Origin of the sequence: Pseudomonas petrae (assembly GCF_021728295.1) — a bacterium.
Lineage (GTDB): Bacteria > Pseudomonadota > Gammaproteobacteria > Pseudomonadales > Pseudomonadaceae > Aquipseudomonas > Aquipseudomonas petrae.
On the sequence record NZ_JAKJXE010000008.1, the window covers coordinates 362,809 to 377,678 of the forward strand.

Annotated in this window: 13 protein-coding genes and 3 pseudogenes; 9 read left to right on the forward strand and 7 right to left on the reverse strand. The window is 63.2% G+C overall.

The features are described from left to right. Positions 1–112: 112 nt before the first annotated feature. From cobW to L4G42_RS16550, 4 genes are all read left to right on the forward strand, one after another. Entirely contained in the window at positions 113–1,204 is a 1,092-nt protein-coding gene (gene cobW / locus L4G42_RS16535) for a cobalamin biosynthesis protein CobW (protein ID WP_237259521.1), read from the forward strand. Positions 1,205–1,206: 2 nt separating this feature from the next. Continuing rightward, on the forward strand, positions 1,207–4,971 hold the full coding sequence (gene cobN, locus L4G42_RS16540) for a cobaltochelatase subunit CobN (RefSeq protein ID WP_237254101.1): 3,765 nt from the start codon (positions 1,207–1,209) through the stop codon (positions 4,969–4,971). A gap of 184 nt (positions 4,972–5,155) precedes the next feature. Then, positions 5,156–6,196, forward strand: coding sequence for a magnesium chelatase ATPase subunit I (locus tag L4G42_RS16545; RefSeq protein WP_237259523.1), 1,041 nt, complete (start codon positions 5,156–5,158; stop codon positions 6,194–6,196). 53 nt (positions 6,197–6,249) lie between these two features. Next, positions 6,250–6,876: a vWA domain-containing protein gene (locus tag L4G42_RS16550; protein ID WP_237254162.1), complete on the forward strand. Its 627-nt coding sequence runs from the start codon at positions 6,250–6,252 to the stop codon at positions 6,874–6,876. 36 nt (positions 6,877–6,912) lie between these two features. Here the strand turns inward: L4G42_RS16550 and L4G42_RS16555 are convergent, their stop codons facing one another. Beyond that, the gene (locus L4G42_RS16555) at positions 6,913–7,179 is read right to left on the reverse strand and encodes a hypothetical protein (protein WP_062381945.1); all 267 of its coding nucleotides are present in this window, start codon (positions 7,177–7,179) and stop codon (positions 6,913–6,915) included. A 399-nt stretch (positions 7,180–7,578) separates the two neighbouring features. Here L4G42_RS16555 and L4G42_RS26385 point away from each other — a divergent pair. Next, positions 7,579–7,960: pseudogene (locus L4G42_RS26385) on the forward strand (VpsR-related response regulator); the annotation flags it as partial. A 77-nt stretch (positions 7,961–8,037) separates the two neighbouring features. After that, a pseudogene (locus L4G42_RS16560) lies at positions 8,038–8,952 on the forward strand (sigma 54-interacting transcriptional regulator); the annotation flags it as partial. A gap of 52 nt (positions 8,953–9,004) precedes the next feature. On the opposite strand, the gene L4G42_RS16565 reads toward L4G42_RS16560, so the two are convergent. After that, the gene (locus tag L4G42_RS16565) at positions 9,005–9,529 is read right to left on the reverse strand and encodes an AAA family ATPase (RefSeq protein WP_237260949.1); all 525 of its coding nucleotides are present in this window, start codon (positions 9,527–9,529) and stop codon (positions 9,005–9,007) included. Between the two features lie 5 nt (positions 9,530–9,534). After that, complete coding sequence (gene pnuC / locus L4G42_RS16570; RefSeq protein ID WP_237254097.1) at positions 9,535–10,098, reverse strand: nicotinamide riboside transporter PnuC; 564 nt, start codon at positions 10,096–10,098, stop codon at positions 9,535–9,537. Between the two features lie 355 nt (positions 10,099–10,453). Between pnuC and L4G42_RS16575 the strand changes: the two genes are divergently transcribed. Together L4G42_RS16575 and L4G42_RS16580 are read left to right on the forward strand one after the other, a co-directional pair. Continuing rightward, complete coding sequence (locus L4G42_RS16575; RefSeq protein ID WP_237254161.1) at positions 10,454–11,284, forward strand: undecaprenyl-diphosphate phosphatase; 831 nt, start codon at positions 10,454–10,456, stop codon at positions 11,282–11,284. Between the two features lie 7 nt (positions 11,285–11,291). Further along, on the forward strand, positions 11,292–11,732 hold the full coding sequence (locus L4G42_RS16580) for a DUF1294 domain-containing protein (protein ID WP_237254096.1): 441 nt from the start codon (positions 11,292–11,294) through the stop codon (positions 11,730–11,732). A gap of 31 nt (positions 11,733–11,763) precedes the next feature. Here L4G42_RS16580 and L4G42_RS16585 read toward each other — a convergent pair whose 3' ends face one another. The 4 genes and pseudogenes from L4G42_RS16585 to L4G42_RS16600 all read right to left on the reverse strand — a co-directional run. Further along, complete coding sequence (locus L4G42_RS16585) at positions 11,764–12,108, reverse strand: MmcQ/YjbR family DNA-binding protein (RefSeq protein ID WP_237254095.1); 345 nt, start codon at positions 12,106–12,108, stop codon at positions 11,764–11,766. An 87-nt stretch (positions 12,109–12,195) separates the two neighbouring features. Beyond that, positions 12,196–12,753, reverse strand: coding sequence for a cytochrome P460 family protein (locus L4G42_RS16590; RefSeq protein ID WP_237254094.1), 558 nt, complete (start codon positions 12,751–12,753; stop codon positions 12,196–12,198). 192 nt (positions 12,754–12,945) lie between these two features. Further along, complete coding sequence (gene cueR / locus L4G42_RS16595; protein ID WP_237254093.1) at positions 12,946–13,359, reverse strand: Cu(I)-responsive transcriptional regulator; 414 nt, start codon at positions 13,357–13,359, stop codon at positions 12,946–12,948. Positions 13,360–13,436: 77 nt separating this feature from the next. Then, a pseudogene (locus tag L4G42_RS16600) lies at positions 13,437–13,751 on the reverse strand (heavy-metal-associated domain-containing protein); the annotation flags it as partial. 127 nt (positions 13,752–13,878) lie between these two features. On the opposite strand from L4G42_RS16600, the gene L4G42_RS16605 reads away from it, so the two are divergent. Continuing rightward, complete coding sequence (locus L4G42_RS16605; RefSeq protein WP_237254091.1) at positions 13,879–14,814, forward strand: LysR substrate-binding domain-containing protein; 936 nt, start codon at positions 13,879–13,881, stop codon at positions 14,812–14,814. The last annotated feature ends 56 nt before the right edge of the window (positions 14,815–14,870 follow it).

Below are 14,870 nucleotides of genomic sequence, written 5' to 3' on the forward strand. Positions count from 1 at the left end.
TTCACTACAACCGGGCGGGGTGATCCGGTAGCGAATCGAACCGCGCGCCTGCTTCCGCCGGCCCTGCGCAGTTTTCGTCCTCGTTGCCCTGCCGCACGCCTGAGGGCAACCGATGAAAACACTGGCCAAACTCCCCGTCACCATCGTCACCGGCTTTCTCGGCTCGGGCAAAACCACCTTGCTGCGGCACATGCTCGACAACGCCGAAGGTCGGCGCATCGCCGTCATCGTCAATGAATTCGGCGAGTTGGGCATCGACGGCGACATCCTCAAGCAATGCACCATCGGCTGCACCGAAGAGGAAGCAGTCGGTCGTGTGTACGAACTGGCCAACGGCTGCCTGTGCTGCACCGTTCAGGAAGAGTTCTTCCCGGTGATGCAGGAACTGGTCGCCCGTCGCGGCGACCTCGATCACATCCTCATCGAAACCTCGGGCCTGGCCCTGCCGAAACCGCTGGTGCAAGCCTTCCAGTGGCCGGAAATCCGCAACGCTTGCACCGTCGATGCCGTGATCACCGTGGTCGACAGCCCGGCCGTGCTCGCCGGCACCTTCGCCGCGTTCCCGGATCAGGTCGACGCCCAGCGCAAACTCGACCCGAATCTGGACCACGAATCGCCGTTGCACGAGCTCTTCGCCGACCAACTGGCCAGCGCTGACCTCGTCGTGCTGAACAAGGCCGACATGCTCGACGCCGACGCTCTGGCCGCCGTACGCGCGGAAGTCGCCGAAGAACTGCCGCCGGCGGTGAAGATCGTCGAAGCGAACAGGGGTCAGCTGCCTATCAGCGTATTGCTGGGCCTGGGCGCTGAATCCGAGCTGCACATCGATGGCCGCAAGACCCACCACGATCACCACGAAGGCGACGATCACGATGATCACGACCATGACGCCTTCGACTCGATCTCCATCACGCTGCCCCAGGCCGACGAATCGCTGTTGCTCGATGCCCTGACCCAGGCCGTCGTGCAGCACGGCATCCTCCGTGTCAAAGGCTTCGCGGCCATTCCCGGCAAACCCATGCGCCTGCTGGTGCAAGGCGTCGGCACGCGTTTCGACAAGCATTTCGACCGCGCCTGGAAACCCGACGAAGCCCGTGAAACCCACCTGGTGCTGATCGGCCAGGAGCTGGACGCCGGCGTTCTCGAGGCGCAATTGCGCGCTGCGGTCTCATTACGTGACGCGGTCTCTGGGATCAAAGGCTAACCATGCACCTGCTGCGTACTCAGCCCGGCGGGTTTGTTCCCGACGACAACATCGCTGACCTGGGCCAGACGCCCGCCGAGCTGGTGATCCTGTGCAGCGCCGACTCAAATCTGGCGCTGCTGGCTGAAATCGCGCAGCAACTGCCGGATGACTACCCGAGCCTGCGCCTGGCCAATCCGATGCAGGTGCAGAACCATGCATCGGTGGATCTGTACGTCGACGAGGTGCTGCGCCACGCCAAAGTCATTCTGATTTCCCTGCACGGCGGCATCGGCTACTGGCGTTACGGCGTCGAGCGGTTGGTGGAGCTGGCGGCGAAAGGGGTGAAGCTGATTCTGGTGCCCGGCTGCGATCGGCCGGACCCCGAGCTGAGCGCACTGGGCACGGAATCCACCGAAGACCGCGAGCGGCTCTGGCACTACCTGCGTCAGGGCGGCAAACACAACGCGCTGGCGCTGTTCAACTTCATCGCCACGCGCTGGCTGGGCGGCGACTATCCCTGGGCCGAGCCGCAAACCCTGCCGCGCACCGTGATTTATCACCCGCAGAACGCCAACGCGGACCTGGCCCGTTGGCAGGCCGACTGGCGCGCGGATCAGCCGGTCGCTGCCGTGCTGTTCTACCGCTCCCACCTGCAAGCCGCGAACACCGGGTTCATCGATGTGTTCTGCGAGCGCTTGTCGGCCCAGGGCCTGAACCCGTTGCCGATTGCCGTCGCCAGCCTCAAGGAAGCCGGCTGCATGGCGGCGTTGCAGGGTTGGCTCGACGAGGTGGAGTGCGAGGTCATTCTCAACACCACCGGCTTCGCTCAATCCAGCCCGGAAGCGCCGGATGTGCGACCGTTTCGCCGGGACATTCCGGTCATTCAGGCCATTTGCGCCCAGGACAACGAACCGGCCTGGCAGGCCAGCGCGCAAGGCCTGGGGTCTCGCGATCTGGCCATGCACATCGCGTTGCCGGAACTGGACGGGCGCATCATCAGCCGGCCGATCAGCTTCAAGGACCTGGCCTGGCACAGTGAGCGCAGCCAGTCCGACGTGGTCTGCTACCGCGCGCAGCCGGAACGCATGGATTTCGTCGCCGAACTGGCCCGGCGCTGGGTGCTGCTGGCCCGAACGGCCAACACCGACAAGCGCGTGGCGCTGATTCTCGCCAACTACCCGACTCGCGACGGGCGCATTGGCAACGGCGTCGGTCTCGACACGCCGGCGGCCGCGCTGAACATCCTCAAAGCCATGCAGGCCGAGGGTTATCCGGTCGAGGACTTGCCCGAGACCGGCACCGCGCTGATTCACGCCTTGCTCGGCGGCGTCACCAACGACCCGGACAGCCTCGATCAACGGCCTTGCCACCAGAGCATGGCCATGGACGAGTACCTCGCCGCGTTTCAGGCCTTACCGCAAGCCAATCGCGATGCCGTCATCGCGCGATGGGGCGTGCCGCATACCGATCCCATGTGCCGCGACGGGCGGATGATGATCGCCGGCCTGCGTTTCGGCATGACCTTCGTCGGCATTCAACCGGCGCGGGGCTACAACGTGGACCACAGTGCGGTGTATCACGACCCCGATCTGGTTCCGCCCCATGGTTATCTGGCGTTCTACTTCTGGCTGCGCAAACGCTATGGCGCCCACGCCGTCATCCACGTCGGCAAGCACGGCAATCTGGAGTGGCTGCCGGGCAAAGGCGTCGGCCTGTCCGAGCACTGCTGGCCGGACGCGATCCTCGGCCCGATGCCGAATATCTACCCGTTCATCGTCAACGATCCGGGCGAGGGCGCCCAGGCCAAGCGCCGCACCCAGGCGGTGATCATCGACCACTTGATGCCGCCGCTGACCCGCGCCGAAACCTACGGTCCGTTGCGCGATCTCGAACTGCTGGCTGACGAATACTACGAAGCGCAGCTACTCGATCCGCGCCGTGCCCGGGAGCTGCAAAAAGACATTCTCAGGCTGGTCCGCGAAACCCATATCGACCGCGAACTGGCCATGGACGGGAATGCCAACAGCGAGGCCGACGCCGCCGTGTGGCTGCCGCGTCTGGACACCTACCTGTGTGACCTGAAGGAATCGCAGATCCGCGATGGCCTGCACGTGTTCGGCGAGTCGCCCACTGGCCGGCTGCGCATCGACACGCTGCTGGCGATGGTGCGGGTGCCTCGCGGCGATGGTCGCGGCGGTCAGGCGAGTCTTCTGCGCGCGTTGAGTCAGGCACTGGCGCTGGATTTCGATCCGCTGGACTGTGATCTGGGCGCGCCGTGGACCGGCGACAAACCTCAGGCATTACATGAGGTCAGCGCTGAACCATGGCGCACGACGGGCGATACCCGCGAGCGTCTGGAGCTGCTGGCAGCGCAGATGATCGGGCAGATTGCAGACGGCGTACCGATTAGTAATTGCTTTGAAAACGAAGGATTGTCCGAGGTTGTTCAGTCTTTGCATGAAGTGGTGATTCCGCGTCTCGACGCGTGCGGTCCTGCGGAAATGACGAACCTGCTTAGCGCGCTAAGCGGCCGCTTTGTCCCGGCCGGGCCGAGCGGAGCCCCCAGTCGCGGACGGCTGGACGTGCTGCCCACCGGGCGTAATTTCTTCTCTGTGGACGTGCGTAACCTGCCCACCATGACCGCTTGGCGAATCGGCTTCCAGTCGGCAAACCTGTTGCTGGAGAGGCACTTACAGGATCATGGTGATTATTTACGTCAGCTTGGGCTTTCGGTCTGGGGCACGGCCACGATGCGTACCGGCGGTGATGACATCGCCCAGGCCATGGCGCTGATGGGCGTGCGCCCGGTGTGGGCGACGGGCAGTCAGCGCGTCGATGATTTCGAAATCCTGCCCCTGAGCCTGCTTGATCGGCCTCGGGTCGATGTGACCCTGCGGGTCTCCGGTTTCTTCCGCGACGCGTTCACCAACCTGATTCGCCTGTTCGACGCCGCGGTGCAGGCCGTCGCAGCGCTGGACGAGCCCGACGACATGAATCCGCTGGCCGCCCGCGTGCGCCAGGAGCGCGAGCAACTGCTGCGCGACGGTCTGGATGCCGAGCAAGCGGCGAAGCAGGCCGGCTGGCGTATCTTCGGCGCCAAACCGGGGGCGTATGGTGCGGGGGTGCAGAACGCCATCGACGGGCGCTTGTGGCAGAGCCGCGAAGACCTCGCCGAGGTTTACCTGAATTGGGGCGGTTACGCCTACGGCGGCAGCGACGAAGGCACGCCGGCCCGTGACGATTTTGCCAAGCGGCTGAGCCAGGTCCAGGCGGTGCTGCAGAACCAGGACAACCGCGAACACGACCTGCTGGATTCCAACGATTACTACCAGTTTCAAGGCGGCATGCTCGCGGCGGTGGAAAGCCTGTCCGGCGAGAAGGTCGCCAGTTATCACGGTGATCACAGTCAGCCCGATTTGCCGAAGATCCGCACGCTGAAGGAAGAACTCAACCGGGTGGTGCGCTCGCGGGCGGCCAATCCGAAGTGGATCGAAGGGGTCAAGCGACACGGCTACAAGGGCGCGTTCGAGATGGCGGCGACGGTGGATTTCCTGTTCGCCTTCGACGCCACTACCGAGCTGATCGACGACCACCAATACGCGCTGCTGGCCGATGCCTATCTGCTGGACACCTCGACCCGCGATTTCATCCAGCAGCACAACCCCGACGCGCTGCGGGACATGACCGAGCGCATGCTCGAAGCGCAGCAGCGCGGCTTGTGGCAGGAACCTGGCGAATACCGGGAAGCGCTGGAGAATCTGTTGCTGGACATCGAAGAGTCATGAGTCAGACGCCAAGGCTTACAGCGGCGACGGCAGCAGCGCGCTTGCCCGCGAAAACGTCGGTTCAGACGGCAGAAATGAGTCGGATGCACCGACCCGATCGCGGGCAAGCGCGCTCCTGCACGTCGTGCGTGGATCATCGACATGCGCCACGACCTTACTATCCGATGTGTGAACAGAGCCCGACATGACCGACACCCCACATTTTCCCCTGGCCGCCGTCGTCGGTGCCGATGACCTGAAGCTCGCCCTGTGCCTGACCGCCATCGACCCGAAAATCGGCGGCGTGTTGATCGAGGGGCCGCGCGGCATGGCCAAATCGACCCTGGCCCGAGGGCTGGCGGATCTGCTGGCCAGCGGTCAGTTCGTCACGCTGCCGCTGGGTGCGACCGAAGAGCGCCTGGTCGGCACGCTGGACCTTGACGCGGCGCTGGGCGAAGGCCGCGCTGCGTTCTCGCCGGGGGTCCTGGCCAAGGCGGACGGCGGCGTGCTGTACGTCGATGAGGTTAATCTGCTGCCGGACCATCTGGTCGATCTGCTGCTGGATGTAGCCGCCAGCGGGGTCAATCTGGTGGAGCGCGACGGCATCTCCCATCGCCATGCGGCGCGTTTTGTGCTGATTGGCACCATGAACCCGGAAGAAGGCGAACTGCGCCCGCAGCTGCTCGACCGTTTCGGCCTGAACGTGGCGTTGAGCGGGCAGACATTGCCGCAACAGCGCGGGCAGATCATTCGCCGCCGGCTGGATTTCGACGCCGCGCCTGAAGCGTTCTGTCAGCAATGGGCCCCGCAACAGCAGGCGTTGAAGGCCCGTTGTGAAACCGCTCGCAACCTGTTGCCGAACATTGAGCTGGATGACGTCAGCCTGGGCCTGATCACCGAGCGTTGCTTTGCGGCCGGGGTCGACGGTTTGCGGGCGGATCTGGTCTGGTTGCGGGCGGCGCGTGCCCATGCCGCCTGGTGCGGCAGTGCCCATATCACCGATGCGGACATCGACGCCGTGGCAGATTTCGCCCTGCGCCATCGTCGTCGCGAGCCGCAGCCGCCGCATCAGTCCCAGTCCCAACCGCCTGCGCCGTCAGAACAAACCCCGCCGAAACCCGACAACGGTGCTCTGCCGCAGCATAACGGGCCAGAAACAGGCGAGGGCAGTTGGGGTGAGCTACCCGCCCGCAGCGTGCAGACGGGCAATCGCAAAGAAGTGCCCCACTGGCCAAAAAAGCCCTAGGCATTCGCCCCCGCCCGTCGAAGGGGGCGAATGCCAGCCCTCGACCGGGCGCACTGGGCGGCGGCCGAAACGGCGCTGCCCGCCCCGGTGCAGAGGGCGCCATTGCCTGGCTGCCAACCTTGCTCCGCGGCCGCCCGCGGGTTCGCAGCGACCTGGTACATCAGCCCCGCAGTCGCCGGCCGGAGCAGCTCTGGCTGGTGATCGTCGACGCGTCGGCATCGACCCGGCGCAATCAGGCGTTGAGTCAGGCAAAGGGTTTATTGGCGGGGGTGTTCGATGATGCTTATCGGCAGCGCGCCCGATTGGCGTTGCTGACTGCCAGCGGCAAGGGCGCGCGCTGGCAGCATCAGGGCCTGAAGGCCAGCGCTGCGTTGCAGCCTTGGCTCGACGCACTGGGTGCGGGGGGCGGCACGCCGCTGTTTGATGCGATCAATCAGGCGGCCGACTGGTCTGCAAAGCGGCAGAAGCGCTGCCCGGCGGAACAGCAACGGGTGCTGATTCTCACGGACGGGCGCGTTAAGGACATGCCGGCGCTATCAGCACGACCGGCGCAGCCGCTTCCCTTGTTCAGCGGTCCCGTGCTGCTGATCGACATCGAGCGCGGCCCCATTCGACTGGGCCGTGCCCGAGACATTGCCGCGCAACTAAACGCGGATTACCACCACATCGACGAGTGCTGACAGCGCTTCGTCGGCAAGCGCTTCGACGGCAGATGCTCAGGCGGGCATGGTCCACGGCTCGAGGCTGTAGCCTTCGCCGCTGATTTCGGCACGGGCCTGTTCCAGAAACTGCGCCAGTTGTTTCGGATCGGAATAGGCGCTGCTTGGAATCTGCTTGCGGCCAATGCGGGTGCTGGTGCGGTCGACGACGGTCAGGCTCAGTTCGCCATTGCCGTCCTGTGGGGCCCAGGCCACACACTGGAAGGGTTCAAAGGCGTGGCCGGCAATCAGCAAAGCATCGTTGAAGCGCAAGGGGGCGTTCATGGACTGTCCTCAAAGTGCCCGTATCCGTTGTGCACCGGCGGCGGGCGTTTCGCTCGGTGGCTACTCGTGTCGCTACTTGTGTTGCTACTTGTACTGATGACCGTCCCCCGGGGCTGAGTCACACCCATTCCTGAAATTTCTTGATTTATTTTAAGCGGCGCTTCAGCCGCGCTTCCTTCCCGCGCCTGGTCCAGACTTCTGCGAGGCCAGCGTTTTCGTGGCCAAGACCGCCAGCTTTTGCACGCAAGTGCTAAGCACGTTTCGATCTTAGGCTTATAGAGAATCGATCCAAGGGTGCGTCAAAAATCTTGCTATGGTGTCAATCGGCCTTCACAAGGCACTGTTTACAAGAACTTTTCTCCATGATCACTACGCGACCCCGGCGCCAAGGAAACTCACATGCATGATCTGGCCTCCATCCGCCGCCTGCTGATCGTCGAACCGTGCGAGGAATGTCTGCGATTAGTCCCCGGCTTGCGCATCGCGGGCTGGGATGTCGACAGCTGCACCCTTGAAGAAGCGGCGTTGCGTCCCTGTGACGTCGGCCTTATCCGTCTGCTGCCCGAGCACTTCGAACACCCTGAAGTGGTCAAGTCCCTTATCTCCCGAAGCAACACCGAATGGATCGCCGTGCTGACCAGCGAGGACCTGCGCCGCGAGCACATCGGTGATTTCGTCTGCGAGTGGTTCTTCGATTTCCATACCTTGCCCTTCGACGTTGCCCGGGTGCAGGTTACGTTGGGGCGCGCCTACGGCATGACGCGGCTGCGTGCCAAGGGCGTCAGCTACGCCAAAGGCGCCAGCTATGCCAACGGTGCCCTTTGCGGCAAAGACGCCCCGTATGGGGAGCACCCTGGCCAGCAACTGCTGGGGGAAAGTCGGCCAATGCGCGAGCTGCGGCGATTGCTGAGCAAGCTGGCGCCCACCGAATCGCCGGTGCTGATCCGTGGCGAAGGCGGGACGGGCAAGGAATTGATCGCTCGCACGCTGCATGCGCAGTCCCAGCGCCGCGAGCAGCCTTTTATTTCGATCAATTGCGGGGCGACGCCGGAGCATCTGCTGCAGGAGGCATTGTTCGGCGCATCTGGCGAAGGAGTCGACGCATCACGCCAGCGCAAGACGGGCCGCATCGAAGAGGCCAATGGCGGCACGCTGTTTCTCGACGAGATCGGCGACCTGCCGCTGGAGGTGCAGGCGAATTTGCTGCGGTTCCTCCAGGATCGGCACATTGAAGTGGCGGGCGAGCGGGTCCCGGTTGATGTGCGCGTGCTGGCGGCGACCAATGTCGACCTGGAAGCGGCGATTCGCATGAAGCGTTTTCGCGAAGACCTGTATTACCGGCTCAACGTGTTGCAGGTGGGCACCTCGCCTTTGCGCGAGCGGCACGGCGATCTGGCTTTGCTGGCCAATCACTTCGCTCAGTTCTATAGCAGGGAAACCGGCCGGCGGGCGCGCAATTTCAGTCAGGATGCGCTGGTCGCCATGGGCAAGCACGATTGGCCCGGCAACGTGCGGGAGTTGGAGAACCGGGTACGCCGCGGGCTGGTGCTGGCGGAAGGGCGGCAGATCGAGGCGTTCGATCTCGGGCTGCTGGGCGAAGAAGAAATCAGTTCCAGCATGGCCACTCTGGATGAATACAAGTCCCGGGCGGAACGGCAAGCGCTCTGCGATGTGTTGACCCGGCACAGCGACAACCTCAGCGTGGCAGCCAAAGTGCTCGGCATCTCTCGGCCGACGTTCTATCGCTTGCTGCACAAACACCAGATTCGTTGAACAGGCGTTGGGCGATTTATCCGCCGGCGCTCACCGTCCGGCTTGTGGGCATTCAGTCGTTAATCAACTGGGCGACCCGCTGCAATGCTCGCTCACTGCGGTAGCTCCAGCTTCCACCCATCACTTCGAAAGGCTGCCCATGGGCCACCAGCCACTGCCGGCTGGCCTCGAAGAATGCCTGGCGTTCACCCAGCGCCGGCTGGCAGCGCTGACCGTCACCGATCCATTCGACGCCTTCCGGTGACAGCAACAGGTGCAGATCGTACTGGCGCTCGGCGAGGGCGGTTTCGAGCCAGGCCGGGCAGTCGTTGAACAGCGTACGACTCCAGAGGATGTTGCTGAGCAAGTGAGTGTCGAGGATCAGCAGCGCCGGCTTCAGCGACCGGGCGGCGTCTTCCCGGGCCAGTTGTTCCCGGGCAATGACGTCGATGTCGGCGTAGCAGGTATCGCGCTGCACCTCATCGATGAACTGGCGCACGTATTCGCCCACCCGTACGCCGCCGAAATGTCGCTGAATCTCTTCCGCCAGCCAGCTCTTGCCGCTGGACTCAGGCCCCGTCAGGACCAGCACTTTCATCCCGGTCAACGCGCCATCGCAGGGTCGGCGCGCCAGTCACGCCAGCCTTGGACGGCGAGCAGGGTGAACAGCGCGTACAGGCCGGCGGTAAGGTACAGCGCTTTATAGAGAAACAGGCCGACGAAGATCACGTCCAGCAGGATCCACAACGGCCAGCACTGCACGCGCTTCTGCGCCATCCAGACCTGCGCCACCAGGCTGTAGCCGGTCAGTGCGGCGTCGAGCCAGGGTTGCGCGGCGTCGGTGAAGTGGGCCATGGCCGCCCCGAGGGCAAGGCTGACCACCGCGCCGGCCACCAGACTGAGCAACAGGCTGCTGCTGCCCAGCGAGGTGACGATACGGCCGCTGTCCGCCGCGCCTCTGCGGGTCCATTGCCACCAGCCATACACTTGCAGCCCGGCGTACACCACCTGCAGCAGCATGTCGGAGTAGAGCTTCACGTCAAAGAAGATCCAGGTGTAGAGCAGCACCATGACCAGCCCGATCGGCCAGCACCACGGGTTCTGTTTGACTGTCAGCCAGACGGCAATGACACCGAGTGCAGCGGCGAACAGTTCAAGCCCTGACATGGCAACTCCTGAGGAAGGATGAAAAAACGGGTCGGCGATTGTAGGCGCTTTATCGCCCGGGGTGGGGCTCGATGATGCGTCGCAAGCGTCTGAACAGGCAGTGGAAAAACAGCCAGAGCCACCTGCGGCGTTCATAGCGCAAATGTAACGAGGACGGGGTAAACGTCAAAGCCTTCGCGCCAGTATTCATGCTAGGGCGTTCGTCAGAAAGGTCTGCTAGCATCGCCGCGCTCATGCCCGAGCCAGACAGCCTGCGTTCATGCTTTTTTTACGCTCGACCGTTTATCGTTCGCGCAACAGTTTGTAATACATATCAAGAGAGCCTTGCCATGAGCAGGTTCCAGCCGGGGGAATGATGGATCTTTGGACCGCCGCACAGGCGCTGATACTTGGGGTTGTAGAAGGGCTGACAGAGTTTTTGCCGATTTCCAGCACGGGCCATCAGATCATCGTCGCTGATCTGATCGGTTTTGGCGGCGAGCGCGCGATGGCGTTCAATATCATTATTCAGCTGGGGGCGATCCTCGCGGTGATGTGGGAATTCCGCCGCAAGATCCTCGACGTCGTCACCGGTTTGCCCACGCGGCCAGAAGCGCGGCGATTCACTGCCAACCTCATCGTCGGCGTGCTGCCAGCCATGGTCCTCGGGGTGCTGTTTGCCGATCTGATCCACGAATACCTGTTCAACCCGATCACCGTGGCCGTAGCGTTGGTGGTGGGTGGCTTCATCATGCTCTGGGCCGAGCGCCGCGAGCATGTGATTCACGCCGAGACAGTGGATGAGATGACCTGGGTGGATGCGCTGAAGGTCGGCTTCGCGCAATGCCTGGCGATGATTCCCGGCACTTCGCGGTCGGGCTCGACCATCATCGGCGGGCTGCTGTTCGGCCTGTCACGGAAGACCGCCACCGAGTTTTCGTTCTTTCTGGCGATGCCGACCATGATCGCCGCCTCGGTATACTCAGGGTACAAATACCGCCACCTGTTCCAGCCCGATGACCTGCCGGTGTTCGCCATCGGTTTCATCGCCGCGTTCATCTTCGCCATGATCGCCGTGCGCGCCTTGCTCAAGTTCATCGCCACCCACAGCTACGACGTCTTCGCCTGGTACCGCATCGCTTTTGGTTTGCTGATCCTGGCGACCTGGCAATTCGGCTGGGTCGACTGGTCCAGCGTGCAGGGCTGATCATCCAATGACTCAACGCTCCGAACCGCAACATCCGGGTGGCCGGGGCGCTGGCACGCCTGTCGTGCGCTTTCTGAAAATCAAGCTGCTGGCGCTGGTGTTGCTGTGCGGCCTGCCGGTTTACGGGGTCGTCACGTATTGGACAAGCGGCGTGAGCTGGCTGCCGGCGGCGATCTACGGGCTGATGAGCGTTGTCGCCTTTGCCTTGTACGGCTACGACAAGAAGCAGGCCCGACATAGCGGCCAGCGCACGCCGGAAAGGCTGCTGCATGCCGCTGAGCTGCTCGGCGGCTGGCCGGGTGCGCTGCTGGCTCAGCAAGTGTTTCGCCACAAAACCCGCAAGTTCTCGTACCAGTGGGTGTTCTGGTTGATTGTGCTGCTGCATGAACTGTTCTGGATGGACCGCCTGCTGTTCGGCGGTAGCCTGATCTCGCGCCACCTGTTTTAGACCACTGACGTAAAAGGCTGGACGAGCGTGGCTACAACTTCAGCGCCACTTGCCGGCGCTTCGACAGTTTGCCGACCACTAACTGGTGGGAGCGGGTCAGCAGTTCCTTCAGCTCTGCCTCGCCCATGGCGAACGGGTAGGTGAGGGTGACCCAGTGGGCGCGGGCCAGGTACGGCGCAGGTCGCACCCCCGGACGGTCTACATAGCCGAGGAACAGCTCGGCGCCGACCTTGAACGACAGGTCGTTGCCCGCCAGGCCCATCACCGCGAACATTTTGGTGTCCGCGATGGAGAAAACCCTGACGCCGCCCCATTTGTAATCCTCCCGAGCACCTGGAAGATTCAGGCAGAACGCGGCGACTGCTTCAATGTGCATGGCGGTGTTCCCGGGTTCAGAGAATGCATTCTGCCACGGGTGAGCCCCTGTGTAGCAGCATGCAGCTGCTCCTTTCCCGCCTACGCATCAGCGGGAATAACGGGTGAAGATGAGGTCGGTCGCCGGCGGCAATTTGTTGTGGCAGGCGAAGCAGCTGTTGGCCAGTTTCTCGCTGGGGTTGGCTTTGCCCTCTTCGAATTGCCCATAACCCCAGCCGCCGGTGCTGGCGAAGCGTTTCGAATCCTTGATTTCAATTTGCACGTTGGTCGGTTCGCCCGCGACGAACGATTGCTCACGACCGAAGACCGCGTTGTTCTGCGCCGACACCTCGTAGTTGTAGGCAAGGCGGGCAATGATCGCGCCGTCCGGAAACGGCCGCGTGCCGTCTTTGAAGGCTTGCATGGCGATGTCGTTGCCGAGGATGACGCGGATGTCCTGCTTGTCCCCGGCTTCATGGGCGATGCTCACGAATGGCCAGTCGCGGTAGCCCGGTGGCAGCGTTACGCCGAACACTGGCGAGGCGTCAGCTGGCGTGCCTTGGGATGATTCAGCCCTCGCAGCCCATGAAAGCCCTAACCATGACAGACCGGCCAGGGCGCAAAGGGCGCTGGCGGTCAGCGAGGCAAAACGCATGTTCCGGGTCATCACAGAATCTCCAGGGATAAACAAAGGCGAACGCAGGGCAGAATGGCGCTTCGGCGGTGGGGTGAGGACTTCTGACTGATTTATTGCCGCACGCCGATCATCCCGCGATCTGAAAGGTTGCGGAATGACCCAATGCCGCAATCCAGCATTGCACTGGGCGAAATGATCCTGCCGCGCGGGTGCCTTAAGCGCTTATGCGGGCTGATCGGTGCGACCGCCATTCGACGCCAGGTCCGCCAGAATCGGGCAGTCCGGGCGGCGGTCACCCTGGCAGTGACTGACCAGGTCCTGCAGGGTGTCGCGCAGCCCGGCCAATTCCTCGATTTTCTGATTGAGTTCGACGATGTGCTTGTGGGCCAGCGCCTTGACGTCGGCGCTGGCGCGTCCGCGGTCCTGCCAGAGGGTCAGCAGTTTGCCGACTTCTTCCAGGGAAAACCCCAAATCCCGCGAGCGTTTGATGAACGCCAGGGTGTGCAACTCGTTCGGGCCGTACAGGCGGTAGCCGCTGTCGGTGCGGGTGGCAGCCGGAAGCAGGCCGATGGATTCGTAATAGCGAATCATCTTGGCGCTCAGGCCGCTGCGTTTCGCGGCTTGTCCGATGTTCATGACGCGTCTCCAGTGTCTTTGGGTTTGTCTTTGGGTATCCAGGTTTTCAGCAACAGGGCGTTGCTCACGACGCTGACGCCGCCCATGGCGATGGCGATGTCGGCCGCGGCAAGGGCAGGGGCGTCGTTGATGCCGTCACCGACCATCGCCACCACGCCGGTTTTCTTCAGCGCCACGACGGTTGCGGCTTTGTCGGCGGGCAAGACCTCGGCGTGCACGTCGCGGAGGTTGACCGTGGCGACTTGAACGCCGGGGACTTTGCGCAAGGCGCGCTCAACCCGGCCTGCGCAACTGGCGCAGGTCATGCCGGTAATGGGCAGGTCAAATGTGTGTGAACGGGGCATCGCGGACACTCCGGGAAGTCGATGTCCAGTAAGGATCAACCTTGCCATTCTGGCAAGGTCAAGGGGTGTACAGCGATGAACGATCTGGCTGGATCGTTTGCACGCTGCGACGCAGGACAGCCCATTTGCAACCTGCGACAATCGCAGCCCCTTCCGACCAGGCGAGCGGCATACCGTGTACGACTTCAACGATTTGTATTATTTCGTGCAGGTGGTAGAGAACAAGGGGTTCGCCGCCGCCGCGCGCAAGATCGACGTGCCGAAGACCAAGCTTAGTCGGCGCATTGCTCAGCTGGAAGATCGGCTCGGGGTACGTCTGATCCAGCGCACCACGCGCAAATTTACGGTGACCGAGGTGGGGCTGGATTATTACCGGCACTGCGTGGCGATGCTGGTGGAGGCCGATGCTGCGGAGAAGGTCGTCGAGCAGTCGAGGTCCGAACCCCAGGGCATTGTGCGCATCAGTTGCCCGCCGGCGCTGGGGGCGATGGGGGTGAGCGACACGATTGCCAGGTTTCTGGTGCTGCACCCGAAAGTGCAGATTCAGGTGGAGAGCTCCAACCGTCGGGTGGATGTGTTGGGGGAAGGGTATGACATCGCGCTGAGGGTGCGCTTTCCGCCGCTGGACGACGAGAATCTGGTGATGAAGGTGTTGGGCGAGAGCAATCAGCGATTGGTGGTTCGTCCGTCATTGCTGGAGGGCAGGACGATTCGAACGCCGCAGGAGCTGGTGGGTCTGCCGAGTATGGATCTGGCGCCGGCGAATCGTGAGCACCGTTGGGCGTTGATCGGGCCGGGGGATGAGCGGATCGAGGTTGCTCATCAGCCGCGCTTTGTGACGTCTGATCTGGATGCGTTGCACCGTGCGGCGGTGGAGGGTGTGGGGGTGGTGCAGATGCCGGAGATCATGGTTCGGCATTCGTTGCATGAGGGACGGCTGGTTGAGTTGCTGCCGGGGTTCCGGCCGCCGAGTGGGTTGATTCATGCGGTGTTCCCGTCTCGCCGGGGGTTGTTGCCGTCGGTGCGGGGGCTGGTGGATTTGCTGGCCGAGGATTTCGGGGCGAATGCGAAGGCGGATCGGGAGGCGTGTGAGTTGGCGGGGCACCTTTAGGCTTGTCTTTCAAAGATCAAGATCAAGAGCGTCGGCCTAACGGCCTCGAGTTTCGC